Raw genomic sequence first — 21,405 nt, forward strand, 5'->3', positions numbered from 1 at the left:
TGCTGGAGCATGCCTGCCTATGACCGACACCGACAGCCAGACCACCCGCACCGAGCTGGACGCCATTATCGAGGCGTTGCACCGGGACAAGCGCAAGCGGGTGCGCAAGCTGTTGCGTGGGATGCATCCCGGCAAGGTCGCCAGTCTGCTGGAGGCGCTTGATGGCGCCGAGCGCCTTGCCCTTTGGCAGCACATTGATGATGACCGCGAAGAGCAGGTGCTAAAGCATCTGACGCCACTGCTCGGCGTCCAGCTGCGCCGTGAGCCCGATACCTCCGACCTGACCGACGAAGATGAGGAAGGCGAGGGTGCTACTACCCAGATCGCTCGGGTCCGTGACGCGCTGGAGGCCGGCAAGTTCAAGCGCGTCGGCAAGGCGTTCCGGCAGATGCATCCGGCCAAGGCTGCCGGCCTGCTCGAAGCGTTGCCTCCGGCCGAGCGCAGCACCGTGTGGGAGATGCTCGATGCCGAGCGTGCGGGCAAGATCCTGGTGCACCTGCATGACGAGGTCCGTGCCCGGCTGGCGCTGGAAATGGACGAGGACGAGCTGGTCGCCGCCGCCCGCAAGCTCGACCTGGATGATCTGGTTGACCTGATTCAGGCGCTGCCCAGTGACAGCGGCCGGCAGCTGTTGCAGGCGATGGATGTGCGCAAGCGCCAGCAGTTGCTGTCGATGCTCTCCTACCCTGAGGACTCGGCCGGTGGCCTGATGAACACCGACCATATTTCGGTGCGCGCCGATGTGCGGGTGGGGTCGGTATTGCGTTATCTGCGTCTGCTTGAAGATCTGCCGGACCATACCGACAAGGTGATGGTGGTAGACCGCAAGAATCGTTACCAGGGCGTTCTGCGTCTGAGCCGACTGGTCACCAGTGCCCCCGAACTGGCTGTCAGCGAGGTGATGGACAGCGACTTTCAGCCGCTGGATGTGATGTTGCCAAGCCACGATGTAGCCCGCCGGTTTGAGGACCTGGATATTCTCTCCGCTGCGGTGGTCGACGAAGACGGCCTGTTGCTCGGGCGCATCACCGTTGACGACGTAATGGACCTGATCCGCGAAGACTCCGAGCGCACCATGATGAACATGGCGGGTCTGGACGACGAAGCCGACATGTTTGCGCCGGTCCTGACCAGCAGCCGGCGCCGGGCGGTGTGGCTGGGGATCAATCTGGTTACCGCGTTTCTGGCGGCCTGGGTTATCGGCCTGTTCCAGGGCACGCTGGAGCAGCTGGTGGCGTTGGCGGTATTGATGCCGATTGTCGCCAGCATGGGCGGGATTGCCGGCAGCCAGACGCTGACCCTGGTGGTGCGCGGCATGGCGCTAGGTCAGGTTGAGGGTGGTAACGCGCGGCTGCTGCTGGGCAAGGAAATTGGCATTGCCTGCCTCAATGGGGTGCTCTGGGCGCTGGTGGTCGCCGCCTTGGCTGTGGCCTGGTTTGGCAGCTGGCAACTTGGAGCAGTGATTGCCGCCGCCATTTTGCTCAACCTGCTGTGCGCGGCGGTCTCAGGACTGCTTATTCCGCTGCTGTTGCGCCGTGTTGGTGTCGACCCGGCGCTGGCCGGCAGTGTCATCCTGACCACGGTGACCGACGTGGTGGGCTTTCTGGCCTTCCTTGGTCTGGCGACGCTGTTTCTGCTCTGAGCCTGCTGCTCAGTCGATCGGGTTGCTGACGCTCTCGATCTCACGTTTGACGTACATCGGATCGTCAATGTTGCGAAACTTCACATCGCTGATGCCACGGCCGGTTAGCTTGACCGTGCCGTAGCCGAACATCCGCCCCCAAATGCTTTGCTCGATCTCGACGGTCTCGATCGAGCTGAGCTTCATCTCTTCGGTATGCCGGCTGATGATGCCGGTTTTCAGGATCACACGCTTGTTTGTTACGCCCTGCTCGATGGAGCGCAAGGGAAAGTATTCATACAGCGCAAGCAGCCAGGTCAGGCCGAAGGTCACCAGACCGAGTACCAGCCAGCAGTACATCGGCACCTTGGCGAACCAGTGCAGTTGAAAAACCTTGTGAATGACCTCGCCGCTGGACAGCGACTCTTCGATATATGACATCGGTGCATTTCCCTCAAATGTGTGCTGCCGGGCACTCTAGCGAATTAGCCGCTGCTGGGACAGTGCCGCCGGGTTGGTGGTTCCGGTTAGCGGTGCTGAATATATATGTAGCTTGCTAAATAAATTTATCCGAGTAAGCTTTATGGTTAGCAAGCTAACTATGTGCTGGAGTTGTCCATGAAACAGAGTCAAATCGTGCCGGCGCTGCACGAAACGTTGAAGCCTTCGATGGGCGCGGCGATGGGGCGGGTGCATCGCCTGTGGCGTGCAGCCATCAATCAGGCAGTCGGGGATCTGGGTATCACCGAGGCGCGCTGGAGTGTGATGCTGCATCTGGCCAAGGTGGGCGAGGGCTGTACCCAGCAGATGCTGGCAGATGAGCTGGCGATCGAGATGCCGTCATTGACGCGGACGCTTAATCAGTTACAGGAGCAGGGTCTGATCGAACGCCGGCGCGACGCCAAGGATCGCCGGGTTCACGCGCTCTGGTTTACCGAGGCAGGCCATCAGCGTATTGCCGACATGGGCGTGCATATCGAGCGGGTGCGCAAGCAGATTTATGCCGGTTTGAGTGACTCTCAGCTGGATGCCTTTGCCGAGGTGCTGCTGGCGATGGAGGCGAATGTGCGCTCCCTGCTGGGCGGGGAGCGGGAGGCTGGCGAATGACGCCCGATCAGGTTTTTGCCCGCTGGGTGCGGGCATCGTTGCTGCTGTTTGCCGTGGTCTTCTGCTACTTTCTGGCCGCCGACCTGTGGATGCCGGTGACGCCGCAGTCGCGGGTCATCCACCCGGTTATTCGGGTTGCCCCGCAGGTGGCCGGTGAAGTGGTCGAGGTCGCGGTGGAGGATAACCAGCACGTCGTTGCCGGCGATCTTCTGCTGCGTATCGATCCACGGCCTTATGCGCTGGCTGTTCAGCAGGCCCAATTAGTGCTGGAGGCCGCCGAGCGAGACAATTCGGGTATCGATGCATCAATCGCGGCTGCCCAGGCGCGGGTGCGGTCGGCACAGGTGCGCAGCGCGGAGCTGGCCCGCGAGCGTGATCGGCTGCAGCGGCTGCTGGCCAGTCATAACGTGTCTCGGCAAAGCTACGAACAGGTTGTTGCCAGCTCGCAGGCGGCTCAGGCTGAGCTGGCCAGCCTGCAGGCGCAGGTCCGGCAGTTGCAGGTGCAGCGTGGCGAAGGGGATCAGGGCAATCTGCGCCTGCGTCAGGCGCAAAATGCGCTGGAACAGGCCATGTTGAATCTGAATTTTACCGAGGTGCGCGCCCAGAGCGACGGTGTGGTATCCAACCTGCAGGTGCGTCCCGGTACCTATGCGGTCGCCGGGGCTGCGCTGATGGCTCTGGTTGCAGATGATGCCGATGTGGTAGCCGATTTTCGCGAGAAGTCGCTGTCGCACATGGACGTGGGCGAGCCCGCTGCGGTTGTATTTGATGCCATTCCCGGGCGGGTATTCGAGGCTCACGTAACGGGTGTTGCAGCCGGTACTCGGGCCGGACAGTTGCTGCCTGACGGTTCGCTGGCTGCACCGGAAACATCCGATCGCTGGGTGCGTGACGCCCAGCGTCAGCGCGTCCACCTGGTGCTGGACGAAGAGCCCGGGCTGCTGTCGCAGTTGCCGACAGGCGCTCGAGCCACCGTGCAATTGTTTCCGGTCGGCGGCCCGGCCCGGTGGCTTGGCCGGGCGCAGGTAGGTCTGCTCAGCCTGATGCACTACATCTACTGAGGTTGCCGATGAAGCCCATCCTGCTTACCAGCAAACGGCATCTGGACGACAACGATGTGCGCCAGTGCCTGCGTATCGCCTTTGGCGGCATGCTCGGTTTTATCCTGTGCAAGCTGATGGGCTGGAACTATGGCGCCTTTTTCGTCGTGCAGCCGATTCTGTTGCTGGGCATTGTTCCGGTGATTAACGCCCATATGCTGCGCCAGTTTGTCGCCAACATGCTGGTGGTTTCGCTCGCCGTGCTGGTGGTGCAGGGGCTGTTTGGTGACAAACCGGTGCCAATGACATTGCTGGTCATGGGCATGTTCGCGCTGCTGTTCGGGCAGATGAGCGGTGGCGCCAACTTCCTGTTTGGTGCCATGTCGGTGGTCAACATGTCGATGCAGCTCCATTTCGCCAGCTATCCTCAGGCCGATATCGGCGACATTGTTGCCAGCAACATCGTCTCGGTTTTCAGCACCCTGTTCATCGCCCTGCTGATGCAGCAGCTATTCCCCGATGTTGCGCCGCGCGCGCCGCGTCCATTGGTGCGCAAATCCGCCAGCACCCGACGTCACGAAGTGATACTGGCCACCACGGTCGCCACTGCCTCGTTCATTGTATTTCAGGTATTCAATTTACAGAGCGGGCTGTCGGCGCAGGTCGCCAGTATTCTGGTGCTGTTCCCGCTGAACTGGCGCGGGGCCGGGCCTGCGGGCTGGAACCGTGCGCTGGGAACGCTGGTGGGCTGCAATCTTGGGCTGGTTGTTCAATTGGTGCTGATGGACCACTTTGATGTGTTGCCGTTCGTGGCGGCCGGCCTGTGGATTTGCCTGATGCTGTTTGCCCGCATTCACATGCTGGAGGTTGGATCCGGCGCTGGTTTTGCTGCCTTGACCACCATGGCGATTCTGTTCGGTCAGTACCTCACGCCCCGTCAGGACCTGTTCTACAGTGCTCTGTATCGATTCTGGTCACTGTCGCTGTCAGTGCTGTTGTCGCTGTCGGCGATTTATCTGTTGCATCTGCTGCTTGATCGATTTGCCGCCACGCGCTGGGCCGCGCCGAAGCCGGTTTCGGTCTAACCGTAGTACCCGGCGCGGGCGACGAGTATGATGTGCCGATCTTCCTGTCTGGGGACCCTCTGCATGTTGCGGTTTTTGCGTCCGGTGCTGTTTGTTTGCGGCATTCTTGTACTGATCATGGCTGGTCTGATGCTCAGTGTCGCGGTGTTTGCCTGGTGGCGACAGGACCCGGAAATGCAGGTATTTCTGACATCGTTCGCGGTCACACTCGGTTGCGGCCTCGCGATGGTGCTGGGCTGCCGGGATAAGGGCTTTCATCTGGTTTCGCGTCAGCTCTATCTGCTCACCAGTCTGAGCTGGGTGCTGCTCTCGCTGTTTGGCGCATTGCCACTGTTCTTCAGTCATTTTCAGCTCAGCGCCGAAGATGCGGTGTTCGAGGCGGTGTCCGGGATTACCACCACAGGCTCGACCATTCTCAGCGGTATCGAACACCTCGCGCCCAGTCTGCTGCTCTGGCGCTCGCTGCTGCAGTGGATTGGTGGTCTGGGGGTGATCGGTATGGCGGTGTCGATTCTGCCGTTTCTGCGCGTTGGCGGCATGCGCCTGTTCCACACCGAGTCCTCCGACTGGTCGGACAAGTCCATCCCGCGGGTCCAGTCGCTGGCTCGCATGCTGGTGGCGACCTACCTGGGCCTGACCGTCAGCTGTGTGTTCAGTTACTGGTTGGCCGGCATGAACCTGTTTGATGCGATCAATCATGCAATGGCGACGGTATCGACCGGCGGGTTTGCGACCGATGATCGCTCCATGGGCCGCTTCCCGCTGGAGGTGCTGTGGGTGTCGATCCTGTTCATGACCCTCAGCGCGTTACCGTTTACCTTGCTGATAGCCTTCTTTAGGCGACCCTCGCTGCATGTGCTCAACAACCAGCAGGTAATCGGCTTCCTCTGCATTATCGGCGCGGTATCGCTGTTACTGACGGCTGACCTGATCGATCTGCATCTGGCCGAGCCCTTCGTGGCCTTCACCCAGGCGACTTTCAACCTGGTCTCGGTGATTACGACCACCGGCTTCGCCTCGGCCGACTACACCCAGTGGGGCACTTTCAGCATCGCCCTGTTTTTTGTGGTGATGTTTATCGGTGGTTGCTCGGGATCCACCAGCGGCGGCATGAAGGTGTTTCGCTTTCAGCTCAGTTATCTGTTTCTGCGTACCCAGGTTCGCAAGCTGATTCACCCCAACGGGGTATTTGTCACCCAGTACAACGGCAGGCCGGTGCAGGATGACATTATTCTCTCGGCCGTCGCGTTCTCCTTCCTGTTTTTCATGACGCTGGGCGTGGTGACGCTGCTGCTGGCGCTGATGGGCCTGGATTTGATCACCAGCCTGACCGCAGCGGCTACCGCGCTGACCAACGTCGGGCCCGGGCTGGGTGATGTCATTGGCCCGGCGGGTAATTTTGCTACCCTGCCAGTGGCGGCCAAATGGCTGTTGTCGTTCGCCATGTTGATGGGGCGGCTGGAGTTGCTGACCCTGATGGTGCTTTTTACGCCGGTGTTCTGGCGTGGCTAACGCGGAATTTAAAGGGGATAGGGCATGATGCGCATCATCGTGCTGGGGGCGGGCCAGGTTGGTCGCAGCCTGGTGGAGCAACTGGTCGGCGAGAAAAATCACATTACCGTGGTGGATCGTGATGCCGGGCGGCTGCAGCTGTTGCAGGAGCTGTATGGTGCGCAGGGCGTGCAGACGATCTGCGCCCATGGCGCCCATCCGGTGACCCTGTCCAAGGCGGGGGCGGAGGACGCCGACATGCTGGTGGCGGTTACCAATAGCGATGAAGTCAACATGATTGCCTGTCAGGTCGCTCAGTCACTGTTCAATGTGCCGAACAAGATCGCCCGGGTGCGCGAGCAGGGCTACCTGACCCAGAACCGCGCGCTGTTTGCCAAGAGTGCTGTACCGGTTGACGTGCTGATCAATCCCGAGGCGCTGGTCACCCAGCACCTTAAAAAGCTGATTCGCTATCCGGGCGCTTTGCAGGTCATCAATTTCGCCGATGGCCTGGCCCAGCTGGTTGCCGTGCGCGCCTCCAACGGTGGCGCGCTGGTCGGTCAGCGCATTGCCACATTGCGCGAGCGGCTGCCCGCGGTGGAGATTCGGGTGGCGGCCATTTTTCGCCGAAATCATTCCGTGATCCCCGACGGCGATACCCTGATCCAGGACGGAGACGAGGTTTTTTTCGTTGCGGCAAGACCGGATATCCGACTGGTGCTGAACGAACTGCGACGCCGGGCAAAGCCCTACAAGCGCATCGTCATTGCCGGCGGCGGCAATATTGGCGCGCGTCTGGCCAGCGTGCTGGAGAATGATTACCGGGTGAAGGTGATCGAGCAGGACATGGCGCGGTGCCAGTTTCTCTCCCAGTACCTGCGTCGAGCCACCGTACTCAATGGCAGCGCGTCGGACCGGGAGCTGCTGCTGGAGGAAAGTATCGAATCAGCGGATGTGTATCTGGCGCTGACCAATGATGACGAAGCCAACATCATGTCGTCGATGCTGGCCAAGCGCATGGGGGCCCGCACGGTGATCACGCTGATCAGTAACCCGGCCTATGCCGACCTGGTGCAGGGCGGCAGTATCGATATCGCCATCTCGCCGCAGCAGGCCACCATTGGCGCGTTGCTGACTCACGTGCGTCGCGGTGATGTGGTTGCCGTGCACTCGCTGCGCCGGGGCACGGCCGAGGCCATGGAGGCGATTGCCCACGGCGATGCGCAGAGTTCGCAAGTGGTGGGCAAGCGGATTGACGAGCTGCCGCTGCCCCCCGGTGCGATGGTCGGCGCGCTGGTGCGTGGCGAGGATGTAATCATCGCGCATGACAGCACTCAGATCGAAGAGGGTGACCACGTCATCGTGATCGTGCCGGACAAGCGGGACATGCAGGCGGTAGAGCGGCTGTTCCAGGTCGGTCTTACCTTCCTGCTTTGAGGTGGACCGGGGCCGCGTGCAGCAGCCCCGGGCACAGTCGGTTCAGTCTGCGTCCTGCAGCTCGACCATCAGGTCGTCGGTCAGATTTTCCAGGGCGTCACGCAGGGCATCGAGATCGGTCTGCGGGTACACGCCCAGCAGCGCCCGCGCCTTGAACAGCAGGTCGGCACTCATCGGTGCCGGAGTGCATTCGGTTTCCAGCGATTCGACGTTGACGCCATGGCTGGCCAGTACGCGCGAGACCTCGTGGACGATACCGGCGCGGTCGTTGGCCACCAGGGTCAGTTGCAGGGTGCGCTGCTGCGGCTCGTCTGCCTGGCGACTGATAGCCACCTGGACATTGATGCCCTGGGCGCTGAGCCCGTCCAGGTCAATACGCAGGGCTTCGAGCTGGTCGTTGGCGACATCTACCCGCAGAATGCCGGCAAATTGTCCGGCCATGCGGGCCATCCGGCTTTCCAGCCAATTGCCGCCGTGCCGGTTGATGACCTGAGCCAGGCTTTCCACCAGACCGGGCTTGTCGGCGGATATGACGGTAATTACGAGCGGGGTGGTCATGCGTGATCTCCTTGGGAGCTGGCCTTGGTCAGTCCTGATAGTAGCTGCCGCCGCCGGTCGCCGTCATCTCCTGGCAGTTGGCCTCCAGCGTCTCGAAGTCGTACTCGGACAAGCCCACATACTCCAGGATGGCACTGCCGACGGCGTTCCATTCGTGATCGACGTTGTGGTTGCCCAGCACCTTGTAGGCCCGGCAGATGTGTTCGGCCATCTTCAGAATGGCCAGCAGGTTTTTCTGCACCGGATCATTGCCCAGCGGGGAAAGGAACACCTGCTCGGCATTGTGGTGACTGGCGATGGCGTCGCACAGGTGGCGCGGCAGCAGCCATGACTTGGCCGTGTAGTAGCCGATCACCGCGTGATTGGTGTTCATGCGCTGGTTTTCCACATCGACCAGTCGCATCTGGTCCTGCGCGTAGGACTCTTCCATGACTTCGATATAGTAGGGGAAACGACTGAGCATCAGCGGGATGCCGCAGTTGTGGAACAACCCCAGAGCGTAGGCTTCATCCGGCTCGACGCAGCCAATGCGTTTGGCCAGCGTCATGCAGGTCATGGCGACGTCCTGCGCGCTGTCCCAGAAGCGGTTGAGATTGACGATGTTCTCGTCGGTCAGCTCGCCGCGAATCGATTGCGCATTGACGATGTTGACCACCCTGCTGACGCCCAGCAGGTTGACGGCTTGCTGGATGGAGCTGATCCGGTTGGCCAGTCCAAAAAAGGGCGAGTTGACGACCTTAAGCAGGCTGCCGGAGAGCCCCGGGTCCTGGCTGATCAGCCGGGCAATGACCTTGGGATCCGGATCCGGCATCAGCTGTTCCATCTGCAGGTCGACCATGATCTGCGGCTGCGGTGGTACGCTGATGCCTTGCAGGGCGCTGCTGATCTGTTGGTCGGTGAGCTCCGATGTCATGGCCTGGGTCCACTGATGACTTGAACTGCCGAGTTTAGCCGGAGACCGGTGAGCTTGGCACCCTGTATAATGGCCAACTGCATACATTTTTCTTGCCTGCCTCAGGAGTTCCCCATGTCATTGCCCAGCCTGCGTCTCAACGCCAATGCCGACCGGCGTATTCGTGGAGGCCACCTGTGGGTCTTCAGTAACGAGGTGGATACCGCGCTGACGCCGCTGACGGCCTTTGAACCGGGTCAGCAGGCGCAGCTGGAAGCCGCAGGCGGCAAGCCCCTCGGGCTGGTCTGTGTCAGCCCCAATAACCTGATCTGTGCACGTTTGTTCAGCCGCGACACCCGTCATCAGCTGGACAAGTCACTGCTGGTGCATCGTTTCAAGGTGGCCCTGAGTCTGCGTGAGCGGCTGTTCGACAAACCCTTCTATCGTCTGGTCTACGGCGAGTCGGATTTTCTGCCGGGGCTGGTGATCGACCGTTTTGGCGACTACTTCGTAGTGCAGATCGCTAATCCCGGCATGGAGCAGGTGCGTGGCGACATCGTTGATGCGCTGGTGCAGGTGTTCAAGCCGCAGGCCGTGCTGTTCAAGAACGACAGTGGCGCGCGCAAACTGGAAGGGTTGGAGTCCTACGTTGAGGATGCGTTCGGCGAGATGCCTGACCTGGTTGCGCTGGAAGAGAATGGCGTGCGTTTTGAAGCCCCGGTGCGTGAGGGTCAGAAAACCGGTTGGTTCTACGATCACCGCGCCAATCGCGCCCGATTGGCGCCTTACGTGGCCGGCAAGCGGGTGCTGGACCTGTACAGCTATGTCGGCGGCTGGGGTGTTCAGGCAGCCGCCTTTGGTGCCAGTGAAGTCATGTGTGTCGACAGTTCAGCGCCGGCGCTGGACCGGGTGGAAGCCAACGCAGAGCTTAATGGCGTCGCCGAAAAGATGCTGGTGGTCGAGGGCGATGTAATGGCGGCACTGAAGGAGCTGAAAAGCGCCGGCGAGCGCTTCGACGTGGTCATTGCCGATCCGCCGGCCTTTATCAAGAAGCGCAAGGATATTCGCAACGGTGAAGCTGCGTACCGACGCCTCAACGAGCAGGCCATGCGGCTGCTGAACAAGGACGGGATTCTGGTCTCGGCGTCCTGCTCCATGCATCTGGAAGAGGACCGTCTGCGTGACGCCCTGCTGGGTGCCAGCCGCCACCTGGATCGCAACCTGATCATTACCGAGCGCGGCTTCCAGGGCGCCGACCACCCGCTGCATCCGGCGATTCCGGAAACCGGTTATATCAAGGCGCTGTTTTGTCGGGTGACGCCGGCCTGACGCCGGCTTCGTGCCGGCGAGCTGCAAGCCACAAGCTACAAGTTGCAAGAACAAACCGCGCGGAGTTGAATCGCGCGGTTTTTTTATGCTGACTCTAGATGCAGCTTCTTGTTTAAACCCTTGAGGGTCTCGCTGCAGGTGCGAATCCGGTTTTGCTTGCCGCTTGCGGCTTAGCGCTGCTGCGCTTCAGCGCAGACTGATGACCGGCCAGCCCTGGGCTTCGGCGTGGGCGCGGAGGGTGTCGTCGGGATCGACGGCTACCGGGTTGTCGACCATGCCCAGCAGCGGCAGGTCGTTGTGCGAGTCGCTGTAGAAGTAGCTGCCGTCAAGGGTGCGGTTGTTCTCCAGCAGCCAGCGTTCCAGGCGAGTCACCTTGCCCTCACGGAAACACGGGATGTCGGTAGTTTGGCCCGTGTAGCGGCCATCCTGGCGTTCGCATTCGGTCGCCAGCAGCAGGTCGATGCCGAGATGGCGGGCTATCGGGCCGGTGATGAAGCGGTTGGTCGCGGTGATGATCATCAGGGTGTCGCCGGCCTGACGGTGACGCTCGATCAGGGCCAGCGCCTTGGGCAGCACGATGGGCAGGATTTTCTCCTGCATGAATTGCCGGTGCCAGGCGTCAAGCTGTTCGGTCGGATGCTCGCCGAGCAGTTGCAGGCAGAAATTCAGGTAGACCCGGATATCCAGTCGCCCGGCCAGATAGTCGTTGAAGAACTGGTCGTTACGCGCCTTGTACTCGTCCGGATCAACAATCCGATGGGCAACGATGAACTCGCCCCAGGCGTGATCGCTGTCCCCGCCCAGCAGGGTATTGTCGAGGTCGAATATGGCGAGTGACACGGGTGTTCTCCTGAGCGGGTTGGCGGCCCGCTAGAATAATCGAGTCAGCCGGTAAATGCCCGTAATCACTGACATCAATCGGTGGCATTTCCGTAATTGCTGCTGCAGCGTGCTTTGTGGAACAATGCTGTGATTATTGATTAAGGGATAGTGGCTGTGATTGACCCCGATGGTTTCAGACCCAACGTCGGCATCATCCTGACCAATGAGTTGGGTCAGGTGCTCTGGGCCAGGCGCATCGGCCAGGACTCGTGGCAGTTCCCGCAGGGGGGGATTCAGCGTAACGAAAGCCCCGAGCAGGCGCTGTACCGCGAGTTGCATGAAGAAGTCGGTCTGCTGCCTGAAGATGTCGAAATTCTTGCCTGCACCCGTGGCTGGCTGCGCTATCGTTTGCCGCAGCGGCTGATCCGCAGCCATTCGCAGCCGGTCTGCGTAGGTCAGAAGCAGAAGTGGTTTTTACTGCGCTTGACCTCGGAAGACCAGCGGGTGTGCATGACGCGCAGCGCAAAGCCGGAATTTGATGGCTGGCGCTGGGTCAGTTACTGGTATCCTCTGGGGCAGGTTGTGCCCTTCAAACGCGATGTCTATCGGCGTGCCATGAAAGAACTTGCGCCGAGACTGCTCTCCAGTCTTCCGGGTAGTTGAATATGCTCAATACGCTGCGCCGCATTGTTCAGGAGGTCAACTCTGCCAGAGATCTGGCAGCGGCTCTGGACATCATCGTGCAGCGTGTGCGTGAGGCAATGGGCACAGAAGTGTGCTCGGTTTATCTGCTAAATCCCGAAATCGGTCGCTACGTGCTGATGGCGACCGAAGGTCTCAACAAGGATGCCGTCGGTGCCGTTACCCTGGGCACCAGCGAGGGTCTGATCGGTTACGTCGGCACCCGTGAGGAGCCGGTCAACCTCGAAGATGCGGCATCTCACCCCCGTTTCCGCTACTTTGCCGAGACTGGCGAAGAGCGCTATGCCTCCTTCCTGGGTGTTCCGATTATTCACCACCGCCGGGTGATGGGCGTACTGGTGGTCCAGCAGAAGGAGCGCCGTCAGTTCGATGAGGGCGAAGAGGCCTTCCTGGTTACCATGAGCGCGCAGCTTGCCGGGGTCATTGCCCACGCGGAAGCCACCGGTGCCATCGGCGGGCTGGGGTGGGGCGGCGAGGTGGTCCAGGATACCCGCTTTGATGGTGTGGCCGGCGCGCCGGGCATAGCCATCGGTCATGCCGTAGTGATTCTGCCTCCGGCTGATCTGAAATCGGTCCCGGACAAGCAGATTCAGGATATTGATGCCGAGATTGCGCTGTTCCGCCGTGCCAAGGACAGCGTGCGTGATGACATGCAGCAGCTCTCCAGCAAGCTGTCGACGCAGCTGAGGCCGGAAGAACTGGCGCTGTTTGATGTCTACCTGATGATGCTCGATGATGCCGCGCTGGGTAACGAGGTGACCAACATCATCCGCACTGGCCAGTGGGCCCAGGGGGCGTTGCGTGAGGTGGTCAGCTCGCATGTCACCCGCTTCGAGCTGATGGACGACCCTTACTTGCGTGAGCGGGCGGCAGATGTGAAGGATATCGGCCGCCGCATCCTGGCCTACCTGCAGGAGGTCGGTCGGCAGGAGCTGGTGTTCCCCGACAATACCATTCTGGTCAGCGAGGAACTGTCGCCGGTGATGCTGGGGCAGGTACCGAAGGAGAAGCTGGCCGGTCTGGTCTCGGTCCTCGGTTCGGGCAGCTCGCATGTCGCCATTCTGGCCCGGGCGATGGGCATTCCGACCGTGATGGGCGCGCTGGATCTGCCCTATACCCGCCTCGACGGCATGGAGCTGATCGTCGACGGCAACCGTGGCGAAGTGTATTCCAACCCGTCGCAGGAGCTGCATCGCCAGTATCTTGATCTGGTTCGCGAAGAGCGTGAACTGGTGCAGGGGCTGGAAAAGCTGCGCGATGTGCCCTGCGTGACGCTGGACGGTCATCGCATGCCGCTGCTGGTCAACACCGGTTTGCAGGCAGATGTGGCGCGCTCACTGGATCGCGGCGCCGAAGGCGTTGGCCTTTATCGCACTGAAGTGCCGTTCATGATCAAGGATCGCTTCCCCAGCGAAAAGGAGCAGCAGGCGATCTATCGCGAGCAGCTGGAAGCCTTTTACCCGCTGCCGGTTACCATGCGCTCGCTCGATATTGGCGGCGACAAGGCGCTGACCTATTTCCCGATCAAGGAAGACAACCCCTTCCTTGGCTGGCGCGGTATTCGCGTTACCCTGGATCACCCGGAAATCTTCCTGGTCCAGACCCGGGCCATGCTCAAGGCCAGCCTGGGCTTGAACAACCTGCGCATCATGTTGCCGATGGTCAGCAGCGTATTTGAGGTGGAAGAGGCGCTGCACCTTATCCACCGTGCCTACAGCGAGGTGCTGGACGAGGGTGTCGACGTGCCCATGCCGCCGGTCGGGGTGATGATCGAGGTGCCCGCTGCGGTCTATCAGGCGCGCGAACTGATTCAACTGGTTGACTTCCTGTCGGTCGGTACCAACGACCTGACCCAGTATCTGCTGGCGGTCGATCGCAATAATCCACGGGTAGCAGACCTTTACCATTCATTGCACCCGGCGGTGCTGCAGGCGTTGATCAAGATCGCCACGGCCTGCCGCGAAGCCGGCAAGCCGATGAGCGTGTGTGGTGAAATGGCCGGCGACCCGGCGGCGGCGGTATTGTTGATGGCGATGGGGTGTGACGCGCTGTCGATGAACGCGACCAACCTGCCCAAGGTGAAGTGGCTGCTGCGTCAGATCAAACTGTCCGACGCCAAGGCTCTGCTGGATGAGGTGATCGAGCTGGATAACCCCCATCTGGTGCTCAGCACCCTGCATCTGGCACTGCGTGGTATGGGCCTGGGCAAGGTCCTGTCACAACCTCGCTGAAGCTCAGCGCCATTCCCTGCAGGTTTCTCCCTGCGGCTCCCCAAGTGCTCCGAAGCGCCGCTCCGTCAGTCGGATGCGGTTGTTTGCCTCTAGGCGCAGAATGCTGCTGGCGCGGGTACCGTACTCCGGCAGGCCGACGATAAAGGTAGCCGAGAGCATGCGCTCCCACTCCAGGCTGATGCCGGTGTCGGGTAGCTGTTCGTCGGCATAGACGTGATCGTCGGCTAGCAGCGAAAACAGCGTCTCGTCGTCGGCATTCAGGTTGTTTGCCAGTGCGCTGCGCAGGCAGCCCGTTTTTGGCCAGGGGCTGTCCAGATCGGCATTGGATACAGCGTGAATGCCGGGTTCGAGCTGTTGCGCTTGGCCATTCTCGCTATTGAGAAACCACAGTTGCTCTCGGTCTCCGACCAGCAGATTGAAGCCGGTATAGTTCGCCAGCTGCCCCTGCAGCGCGTGCATGAAGGCCGCCGGTGACCGGGTGCCCTGCAGATAGTCCAGCGGCAGCTGCCCGCGCGACAGCGGCGCTTTGGGAACGCCCGGGCGGCGAATATTGGTAACCGCGGCAAAGCGGCCGTCGCGGGTGACCCCCAGCCAGGTGCCACCGGCTTCAAGGTCCTTGCCGGCCAGCAGCTCGGGGTGACCTTCCCGGGTCCAGAGGTCCAGCGCCCGGGTGGGGCGGTGATGGAATTCGTCCCGGTTGCCGATCAGTAACAAGGGTTGCTGCGGGGATTGCTGCCAGGCAAAGGCAATCAGACACATAGAGGCTCCTTGGTTGCGGCCCAGTCTACCATCCGTAGCCTGAAATCGGGCCTATGTGCGCTGTCGCAAGCGTGGTGCCGATGGGTTTCGCGGTTTTCCGAGGGCAGGCTGGCAGCGTATTCAGGACGGGGCAGAATCATAAAAAAGGGGCCAGACGATGCTGGCCCCTTTTCCGCCTGTACCCTGTCAGGGATCAACCACCAGCAGCGGTTCGATGGAGGCTGCTGCATTGACTGCGATGGCGGTGTAGATAGAACCGGCTGCCAGCGCGGTGGCGGGCAGGTCGATGACGGTCGTTGTGGTATTGGCCACATTGATGCTGATGTCATAACTGCCCGCGGGGACCTCGACGTAGTCGGAGGCGGTGAAGTAGGGCACGTCGGCAAGGCCGGCGAAAATATCGCCGTTGACCAGAACGTCTACCGCGGGTGCATCCGGTGAGGCGTGAATAACCCGGATCTTGGCACCAGCGGCCGGTGTCAGGTCGTCGACCAGCGGACGCAGGGTGAAGCCCTGAACACCGGTGATATTAACAAACCCGGTGGCCAGTACGCTGTAGGCCTGACCTGCTTCAACGGTAACGGGAAGACTGGCCACTTCGTTTCCGCCGGCTTCCACGCCAATGGTGTAGTCACCGGCCAGTACCTGCAGGTAGTCACTCACATCCTTGAAAGACACGTCACTCAGAACGACGTCGCCGTCGACGGTGACATCCACTGCGGGTGCGTCAGGTGACAGGTGCAGTGCCCGGACTTGCGCGCGCTGGTCTTCCAGAACGACAAAGGGCGGCGAGTCCAGCAGCGCGATAACGGACGCGGGGGAGAAGCCTGATGCCCGGGGAGTGGCCGCCAGGAAGTAGGGCGGGCCGCTTTCCAGCTCGACGAATCCCGAGTCGTAGGCGATCGTTGCCGGGTCTCCTGCAGGGGTAATGCGGATGCGGTATTCCCCGGCGGGTACTTCCACGTAAGTGCCACTGTCGGCAGCAGGTGCAAAGTCGGCAAGCAGCGGAGTGTCACCCAGTGCGTCTGTGGTGTCGACATAGACGTCGACATTGCCGACCTGGGGCGCGGCATGCAGAACAAAGGCCCGCGCGGTTGCTGCTGCGGGTGTCTGGATGTCGTCGGTAATAACCAGCAGGTCAAAGCTGTCATCGCCCAGCAAGCCTAGGCTACCAGGGTGTAGTCCTTGCCGCGAACGGGGGTTACCTCGGTGCTGAAGACGGGCTCGGAGTCGGCAGCAGCGCCTGCCGCTCGCACATCTATGGTGAGCGGTTCGGCCGGTACCCGGGTAAATGCGGTGGCGGTAAAGGTGTCCAGGTCCTCGATGGCGAGATTGCCATTGATGTAAATATCCACAGCCGGGGCGTCTGTTGCCGCATGTAAAACGCGTACTTCCGCCGACGGGCCGGCAGAAGAGCTGCTGCCACCACCACCGCCGAGACAGCCGCTCAACGCGACGGAGATGGCGACCAAAATAAGAGTCAGGGCTTTCACTGTCAGTTCCTCTTGATCAGGATGAAGGTTATTTACTGCCCTGTTAACCTAGAGGTATTTCTTATACATGGTGAAAAATAACTTATACAAAGATTATGCAAAATGTGTCCTGATAATGGCTTAATGCCGCTATTTGGATGCCTTTGCAGGAAAATGATGGCGGAAGGAGTACACTATCGGGCTGTCTGGGTTCCGGCTGTTTGCCGCCGGTTTATCGAGGTGTCTGTGGAATTTTTGCTGTATCTGGTTTTGGGTGGTTTTGCCGGTACGCTGGCTGGACTGTTCGGTGTTGGCGGCGGCATGATCATTGTGCCGGTGCTGGTCTACAGTTTTGCCCTGCAGGGCATTGCCCCGGACGTGCTGACCCATATGGCGGTCGGCACCTCGCTGGCAACCATCGTATTCACCTCGATCAATGCGATTCGTGCGCACCATGCAAAGGGTGCTGTGCGCTGGCGTCTGTTTGTCTGGCTGACGGCCGGGATTGTGCTCGGCACCGTGCTGGGTGCGCTGACCGCCGCGCAGATCAGTGGCCCGGTGCTGCAGAAGATAATTGGTGTATTTGCTATTTGTGTGGCCACCCAGATGGCTTTCAAGTTGCAGCCAAAGGCGGCGCTGACTGAGCCGGGCAAGCCGTCGCTGGGTATTGCTGGCGGTGTCATCGGCTGGGCATCGGCCATCTTTGGTATTGGCGGCGGGTCGTTGACGGTACCGTTTCTGGTTTGGCGCAGCGTGCCGATGCAGCAGGCGGTGGCCACCTCATCGGCCTGCGGACTGCCGATTGCGCTGGCGGGTGCCATATCCTTTATTTTTACCGGCTGGGATGAAACCGGGCTGCCGTCCTGGAGTCTGGGATATGTATATTTACCGGCGCTGATCGGTATTGCGTCTACCAGTATGCTGTTCGCGGGGTTCGGCGCGCGGCTTGCGCACCGGCTGTCCCAGGATCTGCTCAAGCGCCTGTTTGCCCTGCTGCTGCTTTGTGTTGGAATCAACTTTCTTGTCTAGGGATATCGCATGTTGACTTACCCCCAGATTGACCCGGTGGCATTGGCCATTGGTCCGCTGAAGATTCACTGGTACGGCTTGATGTACCTGATCGGTATCGGCGGTGCCTGGTGGCTGGCCCGTCGCAGGCTGGCCGATTTTGACCCGACCTGGAACAAGGAGACGCTGTCCGATCTGGTGTTCTGGGTGGCGCTGGGCGTGATTGCCGGCGGACGTCTGGGTTATGTGCTGTTTTACGATCTGGCGTCCTATATCAGCAACCCGCTGCTGGTGCTGGAGATCTGGAAGGGTGGCATGTCGTTCCACGGCGGCTTGCTCGGCGTGCTGCTGGCGCTGCTGTGGTTCTCGCGCAAGCACAACAAGCGCTTTTTCGAACTGGTCGATTTCGTTGCACCACTGGTGCCGATCGGTCTGGGGGCCGGCCGCATCGGCAACTTTATCAATGCCGAGTTATGGGGCAAGGCGACCGACGTGCCGTGGGCGATGGTCTTCCCGACCGATCCCGAGCAGTTGGCGCGCCATCCGTCGCAGCTGTATCAGTTTGCTCTGGAAGGCGTCGCGCTGTTTACCATTCTCTGGTTCTACTCGCGTAAGCCGCGCCCGACCATGGCCGTTAGCGGCCTGTTTGCCATCTGCTATGGCTGCTTCCGTTTTGCCGTCGAGTTTGTCCGTGTGCCGGACGCCCAACTCGGCTATCTTGCTTTCGGGTGGCTGACCATGGGCCAGCTGCTGTGTATTCCCATGATTTTACTTGGCGCCCTGTTGATGGGGCTGGCCTACCGGCGTGAGGGGCGCACCGCATGAAACAGTATCTCGACCTGATGCGCCACGTGCGCGAGAACGGCACCTTCAAGAGTGATCGGACCGGCACCGGTACCTACAGCGTGTTCGGCCACCAGATGCGCTTTGATCTGGCTGAGGGCTTTCCGCTGGTGACGACCAAAAAATGTCATCTCAAGTCCATCATCCATGAGCTGCTGTGGTTTCTGCAGGGTGACACCAATATCCGTTACCTGAAGGAAAACGGTGTCTCGATCTGGGACGAATGGGCTGACGAGAATGGCGATCTGGGTCCGGTTTACGGCTACCAGTGGCGCAGCTGGCCGGCGCCAAACGGCGAATCCATTGATCAGATCAGCAAGCTGATTGCGATGATCAAGAGCAACCCGGACTCGCGCCGACTGATCGTATCGGCCTGGAACCCGGCGCTGGTTGATCAGATGGCGCTGCCGCCGTGTCATGCGCTGTTCCAGTTCTATGTTGCCGACGGCAAGCTGAGTTGCCAGCTGTATCAGCGCTCGGCGGATATCTTCCTGGGTGTACCGTTCAACATCGCCAGCTACGCGCTGCTGACACTGATGGTGGCGCAGGTCTGTGACCTGCAGGCAGGCGAGTTCATCTGGACCGGCGGCGACTGTCACCTGTACGCCAACCATATCGAGCAGACCGATCTGCAGCTGACCCGTGAGCCGCTGCCGCTCCCGACCATGAAGTTGAACCCCGAGGTGAGCGATCTGCTGGCGTTCCGTTTCGAGGATTTCGAGCTGGTAGGCTACCAGTCGCATCCGCACATCAAGGCGCCGGTGGCGGTATGAGTCATGTCAAAATTGCCATGATTGCGGCCATGGCCAGTAACCGGGTGATCGGTCTGGATAATACCATGCCCTGGCATCTGCCGGAGGACTTGCGTTATTTCAAGGCGACCACTCTGGGCAAGCCGATCATCATGGGTCGCAAGACCTTTGACTCGCTGGGTCGAGCGCTACCGGGCCGCACCAATATTGTGGTTAGCCGCCAGTCGGGCCTGCAGCTGCCGGGTGCCGAGGTGTTCGACTCCATTGAAGCTGCGCTCGACTTCGCCGAGCAGCAAGCGGCGATTGATGGCGTGGACGAGGTGATGGTGATTGGTGGCGAGACCTTGTATCGCCAGTGCCTGGAAGATGCCGGCCGGTTGTATCTGACCCGTATCGAATCGGCGCCGGACGGGGATGCATGGTTCCCGGAACTGGATGCAGCCCAGTGGCTGTTGGTCAGTGAGCGGGCAGTGGCTGCCGGTGACGGCTACCCCGCCCACGCCTACCAGGTGCTTGAGCGCCGGCGCTGAGGGTCAGTTGAGGACAGGCGAGGACGCGGCCTGGCCGATCAGTTCCTCGAGGGGGCGCGGTTTGCCGATCCAGTACCCCTGAAGCAGGTTGCCGCCCCAGCGCGAGAGCTGGTCGGCAACCCGGGCATCCTCGACATAGTTGGCCGCGACTTGCTTGTTCATGCCCCGTGACAGGGTGATGAGGTTTTGCAGGTAGGCGCCCTGCTCGGGGGACGGGTTTTCACTGAGCGTGCGGCAGTCGACCTTGACGCCCCTGATTGGCAGACGGCTAAGGTAGCCCAGCGCACCGTACTCCGAGCCAAAGTGATCCAGCCAGATTTCTACGCCCAGCTCGTGCAGAGCCGTGCACAGTGCCGTTGCCTGGCTGGCGTGCTGCAGCAGCGTGTCTTCGCGCAGCTCCAGCTGAATCATGTGCGGCGGCACCTTGCTTCGCAGCAGGAGCTGGCGCAACTGGTCCACAAAGCGCGGCTGCTTGAGTTCGCGATCGCTGATGTTGATCGACAGTCGGCAATGTATGCCGGCATCCAGCCACTGTTTTACCGCCTGTAGCGCCTGGCCGATAACCCAGTGGCCCATCGGCAGGATCAGCCCGCTGTGTTCCGCCAGCTTGAGGAAGGCATCCGGTGTCAGCAAGCCGAGTTGGGGGTGCTGCCAGCGCAGCAGCGCCTCCCAGGCCACGGTGTCGCCGTGGTTGGTATCGACGATGGGTTGATAGTGAAGGCGGAACTGGCCCTCGAGCAACCCGTGTCGCAGACCTTGCTCGATGTCCAGATTGTGGCGGGTTTCGGCATCGCGCTGCGGGTTGAAAAAGGCATATCCGTTACGACCGTTGGCTTTTGCGCGATACAGCGCCTGGTCCGCATGCTGCAGCAATTCTGCTGCCGTAGCGCCGTGGCCGGGGAAGGTGGCAATGCCGACACTGGCTGACACCAGCAGATGATGGCCACTGAGGGTTATGGGTTCGCTCAGCGTATGAATGATCTTGCTGGCGATCAGGGCGGCATCGTTCGGGTCGTGCAGGTCGTTGAGCAGGGCAACAAACTCGTCGCCGCCTATCCGTGCGATCAGGTCATCCTGGCGCATGGTCCGGCGCAGCCGGTTGGCGATCACGGCGAGCAGCAGGTCACCCAGGCCATGGCCGAAGGTATCGTTGATCTGCTTGAAGTAGTCCAGGTCGATATAGAGCAGGGCGAAGCCGGTCGGGCTGCGTTGCCCGCGCAGGATCATGCGGTCCAGCTCGGACTCGAGCAGGGCCCGATTGCCAAGGCCGGTCAGCGGATCCTGGCGTGCCATCTGGTGCAGTTTCTCGCCACTGCTTCGACGACGCTCTGCGTTGATCAGTGCGCGCGTGAGTGCGTCGGCGTTGAGGCTTTCCCGCGGCAGGATGTCGTCCGCACCGCCGTCTATGGCGGCGCTGTCACGCTCGGGGCTGTCGTCGTCGCTGATCAGCAGCAACAGGGTTTCGGCGCTGGCTCGGCGGGCGTCCTGCAGCAGGCTGGGTTCATTGGGCAGCAGGCAGGCGTCGTAGTCGCTGGCACTCAGACGGGTGGCTGCGTCGCGTACGCTGGTGCAGATATCGACATCAAATGGGCCGGCCGAAGGGGCGCGGCACAGATCGAGCAGGTGTGCCCGCTTTGCCGGATTTGATTCAACCACCAATATCTTGCGTGCTGCGCGTTCCATGAGTGCGGGCCCAGTCAGCTGGTGTTATTCGTCCATGCACGGT

General features: G+C 61.0%; 21 protein-coding genes. 13 read left to right on the top strand and 8 right to left on the bottom strand.

Annotation, left to right across the window (positions count from 1 at the left end):
* Nucleotides 1-19 precede the first annotated feature (19 nt).
* On the top strand, nt 20-1,642 hold the full coding sequence (gene mgtE / locus B7O88_RS06730) for a magnesium transporter (RefSeq protein WP_088274529.1): 1,623 nt from the start codon (nt 20-22) through the stop codon (nt 1,640-1,642).
* A gap of 9 nt (nt 1,643-1,651) precedes the next feature.
* Here the strand turns inward: mgtE and B7O88_RS06735 are convergent, their stop codons facing one another.
* Complete coding sequence (locus B7O88_RS06735) at nt 1,652-2,062, bottom strand: PH domain-containing protein (RefSeq protein WP_088274530.1); 411 nt, start codon at nt 2,060-2,062, stop codon at nt 1,652-1,654.
* A 177-nt stretch (nt 2,063-2,239) separates the two neighbouring features.
* Between B7O88_RS06735 and B7O88_RS06740 the strand changes: the two genes are divergently transcribed.
* The 5 genes from B7O88_RS06740 to trkA all read left to right on the top strand — a co-directional run bounded on the left by B7O88_RS06740 (nt 2,240) and on the right by trkA (nt 7,781).
* Nucleotides 2,240-2,728, top strand: coding sequence for a MarR family winged helix-turn-helix transcriptional regulator (locus tag B7O88_RS06740; RefSeq protein WP_088274532.1), 489 nt, complete (start codon nt 2,240-2,242; stop codon nt 2,726-2,728).
* Nucleotides 2,725-3,789 (top strand): HlyD family secretion protein, encoded by a 1,065-nt coding sequence (locus tag B7O88_RS06745; protein WP_088274534.1) that lies wholly within the window; start codon nt 2,725-2,727, stop codon nt 3,787-3,789. The genes B7O88_RS06740 and B7O88_RS06745 overlap by 4 nt, the downstream gene beginning before the upstream one ends.
* Nucleotides 3,790-3,797: 8 nt before the next feature.
* A complete protein-coding gene (locus B7O88_RS06750; RefSeq protein ID WP_088274536.1) occupies nt 3,798-4,853 on the top strand; it encodes a DUF2955 domain-containing protein in 1,056 nt (351 codons plus the stop codon).
* A gap of 63 nt (nt 4,854-4,916) precedes the next feature.
* On the top strand, nt 4,917-6,365 hold the full coding sequence (locus B7O88_RS06755) for a TrkH family potassium uptake protein (protein WP_088274538.1): 1,449 nt from the start codon (nt 4,917-4,919) through the stop codon (nt 6,363-6,365).
* Nucleotides 6,366-6,392: 27 nt separating this feature from the next.
* Entirely contained in the window at nt 6,393-7,781 is a 1,389-nt protein-coding gene (trkA, locus tag B7O88_RS06760; protein ID WP_088274886.1) for a Trk system potassium transporter TrkA, read from the top strand.
* Nucleotides 7,782-7,823: 42 nt separating this feature from the next.
* Here trkA and B7O88_RS06765 read toward each other — a convergent pair whose 3' ends face one another.
* Nucleotides 7,824-8,339 carry a glycine cleavage system transcriptional repressor gene (locus B7O88_RS06765; RefSeq protein WP_088274540.1) on the bottom strand — a complete coding sequence of 172 codons (516 nt, stop codon included), beginning with the start codon at nt 8,337-8,339 and terminating at the stop codon, nt 7,824-7,826.
* Between the two features lie 28 nt (nt 8,340-8,367).
* Nucleotides 8,368-9,252, bottom strand: a complete 885-nt coding sequence (locus B7O88_RS06770) for an HDOD domain-containing protein (protein WP_088274542.1) — start codon at nt 9,250-9,252, stop codon at nt 8,368-8,370.
* Nucleotides 9,253-9,366: 114 nt separating this feature from the next.
* On the opposite strand from B7O88_RS06770, the gene B7O88_RS06775 reads away from it, so the two are divergent.
* Nucleotides 9,367-10,560: a class I SAM-dependent rRNA methyltransferase gene (locus B7O88_RS06775; RefSeq protein WP_088274543.1), complete on the top strand. Its 1,194-nt coding sequence runs from the start codon at nt 9,367-9,369 to the stop codon at nt 10,558-10,560.
* 186 nt (nt 10,561-10,746) lie between these two features.
* Here the strand turns inward: B7O88_RS06775 and B7O88_RS06780 are convergent, their stop codons facing one another.
* Nucleotides 10,747-11,400 carry a histidinol-phosphatase gene (locus tag B7O88_RS06780; protein ID WP_088274545.1) on the bottom strand — a complete coding sequence of 218 codons (654 nt, stop codon included), beginning with the start codon at nt 11,398-11,400 and terminating at the stop codon, nt 10,747-10,749.
* 156 nt (nt 11,401-11,556) lie between these two features.
* Between B7O88_RS06780 and rppH the strand changes: the two genes are divergently transcribed.
* The gene (gene rppH / locus B7O88_RS06785) at nt 11,557-12,045 is read left to right on the top strand and encodes an RNA pyrophosphohydrolase (RefSeq protein WP_088274547.1); all 489 of its coding nucleotides are present in this window, start codon (nt 11,557-11,559) and stop codon (nt 12,043-12,045) included.
* Between the two features lie 2 nt (nt 12,046-12,047).
* A complete protein-coding gene (gene ptsP / locus B7O88_RS06790) occupies nt 12,048-14,315 on the top strand; it encodes a phosphoenolpyruvate--protein phosphotransferase (RefSeq protein WP_088274548.1) in 2,268 nt (755 codons plus the stop codon).
* 3 nt (nt 14,316-14,318) lie between these two features.
* On the opposite strand, the gene B7O88_RS06795 is transcribed toward ptsP, so the two are convergent.
* From B7O88_RS06795 to B7O88_RS06805, 3 genes are all read right to left on the bottom strand, one after another.
* Complete coding sequence (locus B7O88_RS06795) at nt 14,319-15,074, bottom strand: NRDE family protein (protein ID WP_088274550.1); 756 nt, start codon at nt 15,072-15,074, stop codon at nt 14,319-14,321.
* Between the two features lie 186 nt (nt 15,075-15,260).
* Nucleotides 15,261-16,235, bottom strand: coding sequence for a DUF4397 domain-containing protein (locus B7O88_RS06800; RefSeq protein WP_088274551.1), 975 nt, complete (start codon nt 16,233-16,235; stop codon nt 15,261-15,263).
* Between the two features lie 2 nt (nt 16,236-16,237).
* Nucleotides 16,238-16,567, bottom strand: a complete 330-nt coding sequence (locus tag B7O88_RS06805) for a DUF4397 domain-containing protein (RefSeq protein WP_160003163.1) — start codon at nt 16,565-16,567, stop codon at nt 16,238-16,240.
* A gap of 225 nt (nt 16,568-16,792) precedes the next feature.
* On the opposite strand from B7O88_RS06805, the gene B7O88_RS06810 reads away from it, so the two are divergent.
* Genes B7O88_RS06810 through B7O88_RS06825 form a run of 4 tightly spaced genes read left to right on the top strand, consistent with a single transcriptional unit; the run spans nt 16,793 to nt 19,679 of the window.
* Complete coding sequence (locus B7O88_RS06810) at nt 16,793-17,575, top strand: sulfite exporter TauE/SafE family protein (protein ID WP_088274888.1); 783 nt, start codon at nt 16,793-16,795, stop codon at nt 17,573-17,575.
* A 9-nt stretch (nt 17,576-17,584) separates the two neighbouring features.
* Nucleotides 17,585-18,379, top strand: a complete 795-nt coding sequence (gene lgt / locus B7O88_RS06815) for a prolipoprotein diacylglyceryl transferase (protein ID WP_088274555.1) — start codon at nt 17,585-17,587, stop codon at nt 18,377-18,379.
* Nucleotides 18,376-19,170: a thymidylate synthase gene (locus B7O88_RS06820; RefSeq protein WP_088274557.1), complete on the top strand. Its 795-nt coding sequence runs from the start codon at nt 18,376-18,378 to the stop codon at nt 19,168-19,170. Before lgt ends, B7O88_RS06820 begins: the two co-directional genes overlap by 4 nt.
* Entirely contained in the window at nt 19,167-19,679 is a 513-nt protein-coding gene (locus B7O88_RS06825; RefSeq protein ID WP_088274558.1) for a dihydrofolate reductase, read from the top strand. The genes B7O88_RS06820 and B7O88_RS06825 overlap by 4 nt, the downstream gene beginning before the upstream one ends.
* Nucleotides 19,680-19,682: 3 nt before the next feature.
* Here B7O88_RS06825 and B7O88_RS06830 read toward each other — a convergent pair whose 3' ends face one another.
* Nucleotides 19,683-21,362 (bottom strand): putative bifunctional diguanylate cyclase/phosphodiesterase, encoded by a 1,680-nt coding sequence (locus B7O88_RS06830; RefSeq protein WP_088274560.1) that lies wholly within the window; start codon nt 21,360-21,362, stop codon nt 19,683-19,685.
* Nucleotides 21,363-21,405 lie beyond the last annotated feature (43 nt).

Origin of the sequence: Halopseudomonas aestusnigri, assembly GCF_002197985.1 — a bacterium.
GTDB lineage: Bacteria > Pseudomonadota > Gammaproteobacteria > Pseudomonadales > Pseudomonadaceae > Halopseudomonas > Halopseudomonas aestusnigri.